Source organism: Bacillus sp. ISL-51 (assembly GCF_018613535.1).
Lineage (GTDB): Bacteria > Bacillota > Bacilli > Bacillales > Bacillaceae > Bacillus.
The window spans coordinates 158,812-173,420 of the sequence record NZ_JAGGQB010000002.1 but is presented as its reverse complement, the minus strand read 5'-3'; the positions used below and the strand labels follow the sequence as shown (position 1 = coordinate 173,420).

10 protein-coding genes and 1 pseudogene are annotated in these 14,609 nt (G+C 41.8%); 8 read left to right on the top strand and 3 right to left on the bottom strand.

The window, feature by feature from the left end; genetic code table 11:
• Positions 1-9: 9 nt before the first annotated feature.
• A complete protein-coding gene (gene gatB, locus J7E26_RS00960; RefSeq protein WP_214800491.1) occupies positions 10-1,440 on the top strand; it encodes an Asp-tRNA(Asn)/Glu-tRNA(Gln) amidotransferase subunit GatB in 1,431 nt (476 codons plus the stop codon).
• Positions 1,441-1,513: 73 nt separating this feature from the next.
• Here gatB and J7E26_RS00955 read toward each other — a convergent pair whose 3' ends face one another.
• The gene (locus tag J7E26_RS00955; RefSeq protein WP_214812896.1) at positions 1,514-2,359 is read right to left on the bottom strand and encodes a TetR/AcrR family transcriptional regulator; all 846 of its coding nucleotides are present in this window, start codon (positions 2,357-2,359) and stop codon (positions 1,514-1,516) included.
• Between the two features lie 128 nt (positions 2,360-2,487).
• Between J7E26_RS00955 and J7E26_RS00950 the strand changes: the two genes are divergently transcribed.
• The 3 genes from J7E26_RS00950 (at position 2,488) to rlmD (ending at position 8,137) form a co-directional block, all read left to right on the top strand.
• Positions 2,488-5,634, top strand: coding sequence for an efflux RND transporter permease subunit (locus J7E26_RS00950; protein ID WP_214812895.1), 3,147 nt, complete (start codon positions 2,488-2,490; stop codon positions 5,632-5,634).
• A 154-nt stretch (positions 5,635-5,788) separates the two neighbouring features.
• Positions 5,789-6,700 (top strand): diacylglycerol kinase, encoded by a 912-nt coding sequence (locus tag J7E26_RS00945; protein WP_214800488.1) that lies wholly within the window; start codon positions 5,789-5,791, stop codon positions 6,698-6,700.
• Between the two features lie 57 nt (positions 6,701-6,757).
• Positions 6,758-8,137 (top strand): 23S rRNA (uracil(1939)-C(5))-methyltransferase RlmD, encoded by a 1,380-nt coding sequence (gene rlmD / locus J7E26_RS00940; protein ID WP_214800487.1) that lies wholly within the window; start codon positions 6,758-6,760, stop codon positions 8,135-8,137.
• A 488-nt stretch (positions 8,138-8,625) separates the two neighbouring features.
• Here rlmD and J7E26_RS18135 read toward each other — a convergent pair whose 3' ends face one another.
• Positions 8,626-8,970: a recombinase family protein gene (locus J7E26_RS18135; protein WP_214984632.1), complete on the bottom strand. Its 345-nt coding sequence runs from the start codon at positions 8,968-8,970 to the stop codon at positions 8,626-8,628.
• Positions 8,910-9,365, bottom strand: a pseudogene (locus tag J7E26_RS18130) (recombinase family protein); the annotation flags it as partial. The pseudogene J7E26_RS18130 and the gene J7E26_RS18135, both read right to left, overlap by 61 nt.
• 190 nt (positions 9,366-9,555) lie before the next feature.
• Between J7E26_RS18130 and J7E26_RS00930 the strand changes: the two are divergent.
• From J7E26_RS00930 to brxC, 4 genes are read left to right on the top strand one after another with little or no spacing between them, the layout of a single operon-like run.
• Positions 9,556-9,792, top strand: a complete 237-nt coding sequence (locus J7E26_RS00930; RefSeq protein ID WP_214984630.1) for a TIGR04540 family protein — start codon at positions 9,556-9,558, stop codon at positions 9,790-9,792.
• A 10-nt stretch (positions 9,793-9,802) separates the two neighbouring features.
• Complete coding sequence (locus tag J7E26_RS00925; protein WP_214984628.1) at positions 9,803-10,420, top strand: DUF1819 family protein; 618 nt, start codon at positions 9,803-9,805, stop codon at positions 10,418-10,420.
• Between the two features lie 11 nt (positions 10,421-10,431).
• Positions 10,432-10,998, top strand: coding sequence for a DUF1788 domain-containing protein (locus tag J7E26_RS00920; RefSeq protein WP_214800486.1), 567 nt, complete (start codon positions 10,432-10,434; stop codon positions 10,996-10,998).
• A 19-nt stretch (positions 10,999-11,017) separates the two neighbouring features.
• A complete protein-coding gene (brxC, locus tag J7E26_RS00915) occupies positions 11,018-14,602 on the top strand; it encodes a BREX system P-loop protein BrxC (RefSeq protein ID WP_214800485.1) in 3,585 nt (1,194 codons plus the stop codon).
• Positions 14,603-14,609: the final 7 nt, after the last annotated feature.

Genomic DNA, 14,609 nt, shown 5'->3' with positions numbered 1-14,609 from the left:
TGAAATGAAGTGAACTTTGAAACGGTAATCGGACTAGAAGTCCATGTGGAGTTAAAAACGAAATCTAAAATTTTCTCAAGCTCTCCGACGCCATTCGGCGCGGATGCAAATACCCAAACGAGCGTTATCGACCTCGGTTACCCGGGCGTATTGCCCGTGTTAAACAAAGAGGCAGTCGAATTCGCGATGAAAGCCGCTATGGCCCTAAACTGCGAAATCGCGACGGATACGAAGTTTGACCGTAAAAACTATTTCTATCCGGATAACCCGAAGGCGTATCAAATTTCTCAATTCGACAAGCCGATCGGCGAAAACGGCTGGATTGAAATTGAAGTCGGCGGAAAAACGAAAAAAATCGGCATCACACGTCTTCACCTTGAGGAAGATGCGGGAAAACTGACGCATACAGGCGACGGCTATTCCCTCGTTGACTTCAACCGCCAAGGCACGCCGCTGGTCGAAATCGTGTCTGAGCCGGATATCCGCACACCGGAGGAAGCATACGCATACCTTGAAAAACTGAAATCAATTATTCAGTACACAGGCGTTTCTGACTGTAAAATGGAAGAAGGATCGCTGCGCTGTGACGCCAACATTTCCCTCCGCCCGATCGGCCAAGAGAAATTCGGCACAAAAACAGAGCTGAAAAACTTGAACTCCTTCGCGTTCGTGCAAAAAGGCCTTGAGCATGAAGAAAAACGCCAGGAGCAGGTTCTCCTTTCCGGCGGAATCATCCAGCAGGAAACACGCCGTTATGATGAAGCAACGAAAAAAACCATTCTTATGCGTATTAAAGAAGGGTCAGACGACTACCGCTACTTCCCAGAGCCGGATCTTGTCGAGCTTTACATCGATGACGAATGGAAAGAGCGGGTAAAGGCCAGCATTCCTGAGCTTCCGGATGAACGCCGCAAGCGTTATATCGAAGAGCTCGGACTGCCTGCATATGATGCCATGGTATTGACGCTTACAAAAGAAATGGCTGACTTCTTCGAAGAAACAGTCAAAAAAGGCGCCGAAGCAAAGCAGGCATCAAACTGGCTCATGGGTGAAGTGTCAGCCTATCTGAACGCTGAGCAAAAAGAGCTTTCTGATGTGGCGCTGACGCCTGAAGGCCTTGCCGGCATGATTCAATTGATTGAAAAAGGAACCATTTCTTCTAAAATCGCGAAGAAGGTCTTCAAAGAATTAATTGAAAAAGGCGGCGACGCTGAAAAAATTGTCAAAGAAAAAGGCCTCGTGCAGATTTCTGACGAAAGCGTGCTTCTCAAGCTGGTCACAGAAGCGCTTGACGGCAACCCTCAGTCCATCGAGGACTTCAAAAACGGGAAAGACCGCGCGATCGGCTTCCTTGTCGGGCAGATTATGAAAGCCTCAAAAGGACAAGCCAACCCGCCGATGGTGAACAAGATTTTACTTGAAGAAATCAAGAAACGATAAAAAAGCAGCCGCCTGTCCGAAGGCGCTGCTGACATTGAGACCGGAAAAGCTCCGGTCTCTTTTTATATAATCACTAGCTGAAATACGCTTCAATAGAGGAACGCAATGTCTCAATTTGATCATTGCCGCTGCCGGCTAAATTGGAAAGCATTCCTTTAATAATCGGTTTGCGGGGCTCCTCCTTAGCGCATTCTTCTTCAATCACCTCAAGCGACACGATGACATCCTCAGGCAATCCATGCTGCCCTTTTGCCTTTCGTATTTCCTTTAACAGCTCTTCTATATGCGGCGGAGGCTGGATGAAAATGTCCTCGGGCAGCAGCGGATCGGGATTCTCCTCAATCAGGCCCGTCACAAGGTCATCAATCCTTTTGATCAGAAATTCCGCCACCTGTTCCGTCTGAAACGCCATGTTCTCATTAAAAATCAAGAAATGAATATAGGAGCTCACAATCCCTTGCGCCATAACGGATGCGTCCGCTAAAAACGGTGTGATGCTTTCTCCGTAAGACGACAGCAAAGCCTCCCGATAGAGCCTGTTAAATTGAATATTTGCCTCATGAAAGGATTGTTTTACTTTTTGGTTTTCAGGAATAACCTTCTCACTCAATAAGAGAATGATAAAGTCCTTATGCTCCAAGAATTCCTGGAATTGATAGGCAATCTGTTTTTTGAAAATCTCCTTAGGCGGTTTAGTTTGATTTTCTGCTTTAATTTTCTTTACTTCTTCCATAGACATGGCGATGTAATATTCACATGCTGACAAAAGAAGGGCTTCTTTCGATTTAAAATGGAGATAAAAAGCTCCTTTTGATATTCCGCATTCAACAGCGATTTCCTGAATGGTTGTGGAAGAAAATCCTTTTTTGGCAAATAAACGGATGCCGGTTTTTATGATTTTCTCTTTTTTTTCGTTCATGACGTGCTTCCCCTTAATCTTTCAAAAATTTAGAAAAATTTACTGGCTTTTTGTTGACGATGTTGAGTTATACCGTTTAGTATTATATAGAATGACCAGTCAGTCAATAACAAATAACGGAGGATACGATGAACCACATTATTAACTTTGTACTGAAGAACAAATTCGCGGTTTGGCTGATGACGATTATCGTTACTATAGCTGGGCTGTATGCCGGTCTGAATATGAAGCAGGAATCCATACCTGACGTAAACATGCCCTACCTCTCAGTAAATACGACTTATCCCGGAGCCGCTCCGAGTCAAGTTGCGGATGAAGTGACGAAACCGATTGAACAGGCCGTGCAAAATTTAGAAGGCGTGAGCGTAGTATCGTCCACTTCCTCTGAAAACGTATCATCGGTCATGATTGAATATGATTATGAGAAAGATATGGACAAGGCAAAAACCGAGGTCTCTGAAGCATTGGATAATGTCAGCCTTCCTGATGACGCAAAGAAACCTGATATTTCCCGCTTCAGCGTGAATTCCTTCCCGATTTTGACGCTCAGTGTGACAAGTGATAAGAGCTCGCTTGAAGATCTGACTAAAAACGTGGAAAACACTCTTGTCCCTAAACTCGAAGGAATCCAAGGCGTTGCCTCTGTACAAGTTTCAGGACAGCAGGAAGAGCAAGTGGAATTCTCTTTCAAAGACAAAAAAATGAAAGAGTACGGACTTGATGAAGATACAGTCAAGAAAGTGATCCAAGGCTCTGACGTCAACACGCCGCTTGGGCTGTACACGTTCGGCAACAAAGAAAAATCAGTTGTCGTCAACGGCGATATTACGTCAATTAAAGATTTAAAAGATATGAGAATTCCGGTCACGTCAGCAGCCGGCTCAGCAAGCAGCGCGGCATCAGGCGCAAGCGCATCGTCTGCAGCAGGCGCGCAGGCAGCACAGCAGACGCAGCAAAGCGCGGGCACAGAGGTGCCGACAGTTAAGCTTTCTGACATTGCGGATATTAAAGACGTGAAAAAAGCAGAATCCATTTCCCGGACAAACGGAAAAGACAGCATCGGCATCAACATCGTAAAAGCCAATGACGCCAACACGGTAGAAGTGGCCGATGCGATTAAAGATGAACTGAATCAATACAAAAAGGACCATAAAGGGTTCAAGTACAGTTCGACTCTTGATATGGCAGAGCCGATTACAGAGTCAGTGGATACGATGTTAAGCAAAGCGATTTTCGGCGCGATCTTTGCGGTCGTGATCATTCTCTTATTCTTAAGAGATATTAAATCAACGATGATTTCTATCGTTTCCATCCCGCTGTCACTGCTGATTGCGCTTCTCGTGCTGAATCAGCTTGATGTCACCTTAAACATTATGACGCTCGGTGCGATGACGGTCGCCATCGGACGGGTGGTCGATGACTCCATTGTCGTCATTGAAAATATTTACCGCCGCATGAGGCTGAAAGATGAACCTTTACGCGGGAAGCAATTGGTTCGTGAAGCGACGAAGGAAATGTTTAAACCGATCATGTCTTCAACGATCGTAACCATTGCCGTATTCCTGCCGCTTGCCATGGTCGGCGGACAGATCGGACAATTGTTTATGCCGTTTGCATTAACCATCGTCTTTGCGCTTGCGGCATCACTTTTGATTTCGATCACATTGGTGCCGATGCTGGCGCACAGCTTATTCAAAAAATCGCTCTCAGGCGCGCCTGTTAAAGCAAAAGAGCATAAGCCGGGCAGATTGGCCAATTTCTATAAAAAAGTGCTGAATTGGTCTTTAAGCCATAAATGGATTACATCCATTGTCGCGGTTCTGATGCTTGTCGGAAGTTTGTTCCTCGTACCGCTGATCGGCGCGAGCTATCTGCCGTCAGGAGCAGACAAAACGATAATGCTCACATATACGCCTGAACCGGGCGAAACGAAAAGCGAAGCGGAAAAAGCTGCGCAAAAAGCTGAAGACTTGCTGCTGAAACGTAAACATGTCGACACGGTTCAATATTCATTAGGTTCGCAAAGCCCGCTCGGCGGCAGCTCAAACGGCGCATTGTTCTACGTGAAATACGAGGAAGACACGCCTGATTTTGACAAAGAAAAAGACAATATCTTAAATGAAATCAAAAAAACATCCAGCCGCGGCGAATGGAAAACACAAAATTTCAGTTCGTCTGGCAACAACAATGAATTGACGTATTACGTTTACGGAGATTCAGAGTCTGATATTAAAGGCACGGTCAAAGACATCGAAGACATCATGAAAAAGCGGAAGGATCTGAAAGGCGTAAATTCAGGCCTTTCCAGCACATATGATGAGTACACATTCGTTGCTGACCAGGAGAAACTCAGCAAGCTCGGCTTAACGGCTTCGCAAATCTCCCAAGCTCTCATGTCACAAACGTCACAGTCGCCTTTAACAATGGTGAAGAAAGACGGAAAAGAGCTTGACGTCAACATTCAGACTGAAAAAGACCAGTATAAGAGTGTGAAAGAATTAGAGGATAAAACCATCACATCGCCTGCAGGCCAAGAAGTAAAAATCGGCGAGGTAGCGAAAGTGAAAAACGGCTCGACATCAGATACAGTGTCCAGACGCGATGGAAAGTTATATGCTGACATAACAGCAGAAGTCGCATCTGACAATGTAACGAAAGTGTCAGCGGCCGTACAAAAGAAAGTTGATAAATTGGATTTGCCGGATAATGTATCGATCGATACCAGCGGTGTATCCGCAGATATCGCGGATTCCTTTACGAAACTCGGTTTAGCAATGCTTGCCGCAGTTGCGATCGTATATCTTGTTCTTGTGATTACATTCGGCGGAGCATTAGCGCCGTTTGCGATTCTGTTCTCGCTTCCGTTTACGGTCATCGGCGCATTAGTCGGACTGTATGTATCGGGAGAGACGGTCAGTCTGAACGCCATGATCGGTATGCTCATGCTGATCGGAATCGTCGTCACAAATGCGATTGTCTTAATTGACCGCGTCATCCATAAAGAAGCGGAAGGCATATCGACGAGAGAAGCGCTCCTTGAAGCCGGCTCTACGAGATTGCGTCCGATTCTGATGACGGCGATTGCGACAATCGGCGCCCTGCTTCCATTGGCATTGGGCTTTGAAGGCGGAAGCCAGGTTATCTCCAAAGGACTCGGTGTCACCGTTATCGGCGGTTTAATCAGTTCGACCTTGCTTACCCTTCTGATTGTGCCGATCGTATATGAAGTATTGGCGAAATTCCGTAAGAAAAAACCTGGAACTGAAGAAGAGTAAAACAGCGGGCCTTGGCTCCTTAAACGGAGCCGGGGCCTTTTTTTTCTTTTGCCAAATCCTGTACATATTGTTGCGATTTTCTCAACTCATAGTATAATTAAAGGTTGTTAGTGTTAATAATGGATCGGATACTCTTAAGTAGGATGATGAGATAATGAAACGTGCACGCATAATATATAATCCAACTTCTGGCCGGGAGCTTTTTAAGAAAAATCTTGCCCAGGTCCTGCAAAAATTTGAACAAGCCGGTTATGAAACCTCCACCCATGCCACCACATGCGCCGGAGACGCGACTCATGCCGCAAAAGAAGCCGCATTGCGGGAATTTGACCTGATTATCGCCGCCGGCGGAGACGGAACGATTAATGAAGTCGTTAACGGACTCGCGCCTTTAGACAGCCGCCCGACACTCGGCATTATCCCGGTGGGCACGACAAATGACTTCGCCAGAGCGCTCGGCATCCCGAGAGAGAACATATTGAACGCCGCTGACACCGTCATTAACGGCGTCGCCCGCCCGATTGACATCGGCCAGGTCAACGGACAATATTTTATTAATATTGCCGGCGGGGGCCGCTTAACGGAGCTGACATATGATGTGCCAAGCAAACTGAAAACAATGCTCGGCCAGCTTGCTTATTATTTAAAAGGAATGGAAATGCTGCCTTCCCTCCGTCCGACAGAGGTCGAGATTGAATATGACGGCAAGCTGTTCCAAGGCGAAATCATGCTGTTTTTAGTGACGCTGACCAACTCGGTCGGCGGATTTGAGAAGCTTGCCCCTGATTCCAGTCTGAATGACGGCATGTTTGATTTAATTATTTTGAAGAAAGCCAATCTCGCTGAATTTATCAGAGTCGCGAGCATGGCGCTCAGAGGCGATCATATTAACGATCAGCACATTATTTACACAAAAGCGAACCGCGTGAAAGTCAATGTATCAGAAAAAATGCAGCTGAACCTGGACGGCGAGTACGGCGGCATGCTGCCGGGCGAATTCGTGAATCTGTACCGCCACATTCACGTCATCATGTCGAAGGAAAAAGCGGAACAGCTGGATGATTAAAAAAACTTGGCCCTGCACGGCCAAGTTTTTCTTGCTTAACAGAAGAGGTGAACAAACATGAAAATCAAACCGCCAGTGGAAAAAAACGAATACTATGATGTCGTCTTCGAAGACTTGACACACGAAGGAGCAGGCGTCGCCAAAGTCGAAGGATTCCCGATCTTCGTCCCGAACGCCCTCCCGGAAGAAAAAGCCCAAATCAAAGTGACACGCGTCAAAAAAGGCTTCGCTTTCGGACGCCTCATGGAGCTGAAAGAAGAAAGCCCGCACAGAACGGACGCCCCGTGCCCGATCTACAAGCAATGCGGCGGCTGCCAGCTTCAGCATATGACTTACGAAGGCCAGCTGCTGTTTAAACAAAAACAAGTAAAAGATGTACTCGAGAGAATCGGAAAACTCGACCTCTCAAATGTCACCGTCCACCCGACCCTCGGCATGGAAGACCCGTGGAACTACAGAAACAAAGCCCAAGTCCCGGTCGGAGAAAGAGAAGGCGGACTCGTCGCAGGATTCTATCAGCAAAGAAGCCATGACATCATCGACATGAGCGCCTGCCTGATCCAGCAATCCAAAAACGACGAAGCCGTCCAAGCGGTCAAAGACATCTGCGGGACATACGGCATTAAAGCGTACAGTGAAGAACGCCACAAAGGCTGGCTCCGCCACATCATGGTCAGATACGGCGTGGTCACGGGCGAAATGATGATCGTCTTCATCACAAGAACAAACGACTTCCCGCACAAGGCGAAGATCATCGAAGACATCACCGCCAAATTCCCGCACGTCAAATCAATCGTGCAAAACATCAACCCGAAAAAAACAAACGTCATTTTCGGAGACGAAACGAACGTCATCTGGGGCGAAGAATACATCTACGACCTCATCGGAGACGTCAAATTCGCCATCTCCGCCAGATCGTTCTATCAGGTCAACCCAGAGCAAACCAAAGTGCTGTACGACAAAGCGCTCGAATACGCCGAGCTGCAAGGAGAAGAAACCGTCATCGACGCCTACTGCGGCATCGGAACCATTTCTCTCTTCTTGGCGAAGCAGGCGAAGAAAGTATACGGCGTTGAAATCGTGCCGGAAGCAATTGAGGATGCGAAACGTAATGCCGAACTAAACGGCATCACAAACGCGGAATTCGCGGTCGGAGAAGCGGAAACCGTCATTCCAAAATGGTATGAAGAAGGCATCACGGCCGACACGCTAGTCGTCGATCCGCCAAGAAAAGGCTGCGACGAAGCGCTCCTGCGGACGATTGTGGAGATGAAACCGAAGCGGGTGGTGTACGTGTCCTGTAACCCTGGCACGCTTGCGAGAGACCTGCGGGTGCTTGAGGATGGCGGGTATCAGACGCTCGAAGTGCAGCCAGTGGATATGTTTCCGCATACGAATCATGTGGAGTGTGTGGCGTTGATAAAATTAATTAAATAAGAAGCAGATGGGTTCGAGAACCGATAAAAAATTCTCGGACTTCATCTGCTTTTATTTCAATTGTCTCAATAAAGCGGTGAAGTATTTCTGGAGTTAATTCTTGAAATTAAATAACAGTATCTAACTGTTATTTAATTTGATCGAATGCTAGTTCATCGTTATTGGTTTCAAGAGAAGATTTCAATTGCTCGCTTTTAGAATTGATACTGTCCGTGTGGTCATAGATATCGCTGACACTCCATCATAATCTGCTTTGGATATTTTTTCATCAATAAACTATTGTTTGAGCCGATTTAATTCCTTCTCAAAGATTCTAAGTTGCTTTTCTGAATTCTTTTTCTGTTGATTAGATTGCTTTCAAGAATATGCAAAATTAAAGTCAGCTTCTTTAATTAAAAGATTCCACATGCCTTTACACCATGTTTGTTGTAGTTTCCGCATATATAGCTCTTACTGTTCTATTTATAGTGCATCTACGTCCACAATCTTCACAGTAGGATGTATTTGTAAACAGAGGCGTTTCTGCCTGAGGACGTGTTTTTTCTACTCTTGATCAATTGCTGAATGGCTTCAAAATCGTTTTTCAATATAATTGCCTCATGTGTATGGGGGACAATAATAAGCTTTTCTATATAAACTTGGTCTCGATTTTTATTTGTAAAACTTCTAGTCGTGGCCCGTCCTTGAACTAAATCACCGGTATAATGTGGATTTTCGAGAATTTTCCTAATGGAAGAGCCATGCCACTTATCACTAGCGTTTTTCTTTCCAGCTACTTGTCCAGGTGAAGGGAATCCTTCTTCATATAATTCCCTTGCAATGTGATAAAGCACTTACCTGAAAGATAGTCCCTAAAGATACGTCTATCGATGTTTGGTGTTTCATCAGAGCTTATCCGAAGTTTCCTATCTTCTAAATTGTAACCATAAGGAGGATCTTTGAATAATCCCTTTTGTGCACTGCTCCTTAAGGTTGCTCTGACTCGCTCACTTTTACTTTGTGATTCCTGTTCATACATCCAGGCATAAATACCAAACATTTGCCCATTACCTTCTAATGTGTTTATGGCATTATCTAAGGTAATGATATGGATCTTGCTTTGTTCAGCAATATCACGAATCTCATAGGATAGGCGACCATTACGTGCCAAACATGAAAGTTCTTTAGCCAGTATCACATCGAATTTCTTAGCTCTTGCATCGGCTATTAATTGTTGTAACTGTTGACGCTTTTCTGTCTTAGCTCATTCAGGTTTTAATGATCTACTGTTTAGTACTAATGAAAAGGATATTTTCCCTATAAGTTGAAGGGAACATGTTAAAATTTAAATAGTGAAACAAGCCTACTTTTTCGTTGAGTTCCAAATAGAATAAGACTAAAATAAGAATTAAGTAAGATTTATCTTAGAGGTGAAATCTGTGGAATTGAAGTTGTTCTACCGTACGCAGAGAGATTTAGCTGTTGATTTAAACAAGATAGTTGATTCCTATTGGCGGGAAGAGATAAAAGAAAATGAGCTAATAGATGGAATTAAGAATTTATATGAAAATAATCGAGAAAAATTAATTAAGGACAATCAGTTTACAAAAGTAGTCCAGCAGCAATGTGGGAAAAGACGCTTGGCTGTGGTAGGAAAAGTATTGGATATTAAGTAGGAAGCAAGTCTTGTCTGAAAGGTTTGATTACATGACAATGGATTTAGGATATTCTTCAAGTTTAAATGGGGCGTCCTTTTTACTTTTTGAGTTAAAACAGGTTGTAAAGTTGAAACAACAGGGCTTAGCCAAAGATGAAATAAGAAAAAAAGTAAAAGAAGAAAATCTGTTTCAATTTAATAACCAAGGAAGAATCAATAGAGCACTGCCATCCGTTATGAAAAGGGCAGAAGTTATTGATGAAACGCTTGCTGCTTTATTTTTGGAAGGGTCTATTGAAACTGGGAAAACCCTTAACCTATATGCCATTATGAAGACTGATTTACTGTTCTTCGAATTCATGGATGAGGTAATAGGGGAAAAGCTACATAATAATGATTACCTCCTAGAGAAGAAGGACATTAATCTCTTCTTTTCTTCTAAAGCGGAGCAAAGTGAAAAAGTAGCTAGTTGGAGTAATATTAATGTTGAAAAGTTAAAACGTGCCTACATCCAAGTATTGTATGAAGGCGGTATTTTAAGAAACAGGAAGAGTAAAGAATTAAATAGGCTAATTATTGATGAACCGATAAAAAATTATCTTGCTCAAATTGGCGATTCTCGTTATATACATGCTATGGGTGAGTAGGAGGTGACAGAATGAGTAACTTGAAAGCTAGGGCTGATAAAATTATTGATAAAATTAAAGAAGATAAATTTATTGAAGGCCGTGGTTTGGGCAACGAAATTAGTTTTTATGTGTTTGACTACGAACCGAATCAGGAGCTTTATATCAGAGACTACGTTAAACGGATCAAAAGACAATTGAACTATGAAGGATCAAATCGAAGAGTAATCGAGTTTGATTTGTACAAGATGCTCATTGATATTACAAAGGAAAAAAGGATTTTTGATCGTATTTTTGAAATGGAAGAACGTCAAGGCAGAGAAGCATTGTTTAAAGCGATGACAACATTTGCTAAGGCTGAGGTGTTTCTAAGTAAAATTAAGGAACAAGTGGATGACTATAATGTGGTTTTTATCACAGGAATAGGGAAGGTTTACCCATTTGTTCGATCTCACAATATCCTAAATAATTTGCAAGAAGTTTTGGACAATATACCTGTAATCATGTTTTTTCCAGGTGAATATGATGGTCAGTCATTACAATTGTTTGGAAAGTTTAAGGATGATAACTATTACCGAGCATTCCGATTAGTCGATTAATGAGTTAGGGGGAATTTAGATGATTATTAAAGATATGTTTCAAAAAGACATTGAACGTGATATTCGTGGGGTCATTAAAGTAGCTCAACAAGATGAAGGTAATATTTATCAGGAATTGGACGAGTATGTTGTTACCCGTGAGCTGCAAAAACACCTTTCTAAGTTTTACGAGAACTATCAAAAAGGGATTAATGATGCAACAGATAAGATGGGTGTATGGATTTCTGGATTCTTTGGTTCCGGTAAATCACACTTTCTAAAAATCCTTGCTTACTTGCTTGAAAATAAGAAGGTAAAAGGTAAGCAAGCAATTGATTTCTTTCAAGAAAAAGTACAAGACCCTCTTGTATATGCGAATATGCAAAGAACGGCTGATGTGGGAACAGAAGTCATTCTGTTCAACATAGATTCAAAAGGTTCACTTGATAACAAATCAAAAGAAGACGCAATTCTCCGTGTCTTTATGAAGGTTTTTTATGAGCATCGTGGTTATTACGGAGATATACCCGGTGTGGCAGAAATGGAGAAGTATCTGGATAAACAGGGAGTCTATGAGGCATTTAAAGCTGAATTTAAGTCATTAGCTGGTGAATCGTGGGAAGAACGTCGTAATAGTTTTTACTTTGATGCGGATTTTGTCATCGGTGCTTTAACGAAAGTAACCGATATGACGGAAGAGTCTGCTCGAAATTGGTTTGAGAACGGTGTAAATAATTTCGAAATCAGTATTGAAAAGTTTGCGAAAGACGTAAATGAGTACATCAATAGTAAGGGGGAAAACTTCCACCTTATCTTTCTAGTGGATGAGATAGGACAATACATCGGTGATAACCGTAGTTTGATGTTGAATTTGCAGACAGTTGCTGAAGATCTTGGAACCCATTGTAAGGGTAAGGTTTGGATTATGGTTACTTCCCAAGAAAGTATTGATAGCATAATCAAAGTCAAAGGTGATGACTTCTCTCGTATCCAGGGGCGATTTGATACAAGACTTTCTCTTTCATCCATCTCGGTGGATGAAGTTATCAAAAAACGTATCCTATTGAAAAAAGATTTTGCTAATGACAAATTGAAGGTCCTTTATCCTGAAAAAAGTGCGATTTTAAAGAATTTAATTAGTTTCCGAGAAAGCACAGCGGATTTACGTGGTTACGACAATGAGCAGGAATTTGCAGATGTTTACCCTTTTATCCCGTACCAATTCAAGTTATTACAAAATGTATTCGAACAAGTGCGTAAACACGGCTCCTCTGGTAAACATTTATCAGAAGGGGAACGATCCATGTTATCGGCATTTAAAGAGGCTGGACTTCATTATAAAAATGCTGAGGAAGGTACGCTTATTCCTTTCTATGCCTTCTATGACACAATAAAAGAATTTCTGAACCCATCTATTTCAAGAGTAATTGAGGGTGCATATGAAAATCCTGCTTTAAAAGATGATGACTTTAACATTGATCTATTAAAGGTTCTGTTCATGATTAAATATGTAAAAGAACTGCCAGCAAATCTCGATAATATTGCTACTCTAATGGTTACACATATTGATGAGGATAAGTTACAGTTTAAAGAGAAAATTAAAGTTTCTTTACGTAAGCTAATATCCCAAACGTTGGTACAGAAAAATGGGGATAATTTTATCTTTTTAACAGATGACGAACAAGACATCAATAGGGAAATCAAATCCCTTACTATTGATGAAGACATCGTTAAGCGGGAGTTAGCAAACTACATCTTCCAAGACCTATATGATGAAAAGCGTTTCCGTTACAGCAGTGAATACTCATTTACCTACAATCAAAAAATGGATGAGAAAAATTATGGGAATCAGACATCCAATATAGGAATGCAAATTCTTTCTCCCTTATCAGATCATTACCATAAGTCCGAGCAAGAATTAATGATGATGACTTCAGGTAACGGGGAAATGATTATTAAACTTGGTGGTAATGAGGCATATATAGAGGAAATCGGTGAAGCATTGCGTATTGAGGAGTTCCGAAAGAAAACGAATATTACGCAACTTCCTGAAAATATTCAAAATATCTTTAATAATAAACAAGCAGAAGTTCGTGAACGCCGAAGAAGGGTTCGTGAGTTTTTGGAGGAAGCCATTAAGGACAGTGCCTTCTTTATCAATGGCGACAAAGCAGAAATAAAAGGCTCTACTGTTCGTGAGAAAGTGAATGCTGCCTTCACAATGCTAGTCGATAATGTCTATACAAAACTCAGTTATGTAAAGGAACATTTAGATAATGAGAGGGCCTTAATTTCAATCCTTGCTTCAAATGATGAACAATTGTCTTTTGAAGAAACTTTGAAGGTAAATCCAAATGAGTTGGCTCAGCGGGAAGTATCTGATTTTATCAGTTTACAAGACGACTTGAAAAAGCAGATACGAATTAAGATTTTATTCGACCGTTTCGGAGACAAGCCATATGGTTGGAAGACGCTTGATATAGCAGGAATAATTGCACAATTATTAAAAGAACAACGTATTCGAATTCGGTATAGTGCAGAATACTTGGAACCTGAAGATAATGTTAATACACTTGTAACGATTTTTACAAAGACACAGGAAGCTGACAAAGCCATTGTGTTGAAGAGGGTAAAAGTTGACGAAAAACTAATTAAAACAGCTAAAAGTATTTGTAAAGATGTTTTCAATAAAACAGATTTAGCTGATGATGAAGATGGACTATTGAAGGACATTCGACTACAAGTTGAAAAACAGATAGACGAAATCAAGGGGTATAAAGCCCGTTATGAAGGTAGAAAGTATCCTGGCATGAGTTTACTCGATAAAGGATTAGAATACTTTGAGCAGTTCCACAGTGGCTTAGACAATGTATCTTATTTCAATAAGTTGACGGAATTAGAAGATGACTTGCTTGATTGGGAAGAGGATATCGTCTATGTCAAAAGTTTCTTCGGTACTAATCAGAAAAAGATTTTTGATGATGGATTAGCAGCCTTACGAAAATATGATGAAAGTAAATCCTATTTGATAGGTGCAGAGGTAGAAGGAGTTATTAATAAGCTGCAGTCAATACTTCAGGACCCTATACCTTACAAAAAGATTAAGGACATTCCAGAACTAATTCATGCAATGGATGAACAAATATATAGTGTCCTAAATGAGAAGCGAGAAAATGCTCATAAAAAATTAAAAGATGATAGTGATTACTTATCATTATTGACATCACAATATGGTGTTTCCAATGAAACTAAAGAAAGAGTAAATCGTTACTACCGAGAACTTAATGCTAATATAGATACTTTTACAGATATTTATAAAGTTGATGCAACAGTTTCTCAAAGTACGAGCTTCAAGGAAAAAATGGAAGGGTACATTGAGCGGGAGATTGCAGAATGGAGACGTAAAAAAGAAGAGGAGGAAAGAAATCGTCCTGATGCTGAAGTAGTTGACCCTCCAGTATCGCCTGTGACTCCAGTTATTCAAAAGCAACCAGTAAAAGTAACAAAATTAGTCAATGTAAAAACACTAACCACAGAAGATGATGTTGATAAGTACATCAATGCTTTATCCAGCAAGCTAAAGCAGATAATTAAAGAAAATAAACAAATTGAGTTTGTAGAGTAATTGAGGT

Coding starts and splice junctions, on each gene's coding strand:
- rlmD (WP_214800487.1), top strand. CDS start 6,758: ATGAAAATCAAACCGCCAGTGGAAAAAAACGAATACTATGATGTCGTC.
- J7E26_RS00945 (WP_214800488.1), top strand. CDS start 5,789: ATGAAACGTGCACGCATAATATATAATCCAACTTCTGGCCGGGAGCTT.
- brxC (WP_214800485.1), top strand. CDS start 11,018: ATGATTATTAAAGATATGTTTCAAAAAGACATTGAACGTGATATTCGT.
- J7E26_RS00950 (WP_214812895.1), top strand. CDS start 2,488: ATGAACCACATTATTAACTTTGTACTGAAGAACAAATTCGCGGTTTGG.
- J7E26_RS00955 (WP_214812896.1), bottom strand. CDS start 2,359: ATGAACGAAAAAAAAGAGAAAATCATAAAAACCGGCATCCGTTTATTT.
- J7E26_RS00920 (WP_214800486.1), top strand. CDS start 10,432: ATGAGTAACTTGAAAGCTAGGGCTGATAAAATTATTGATAAAATTAAA.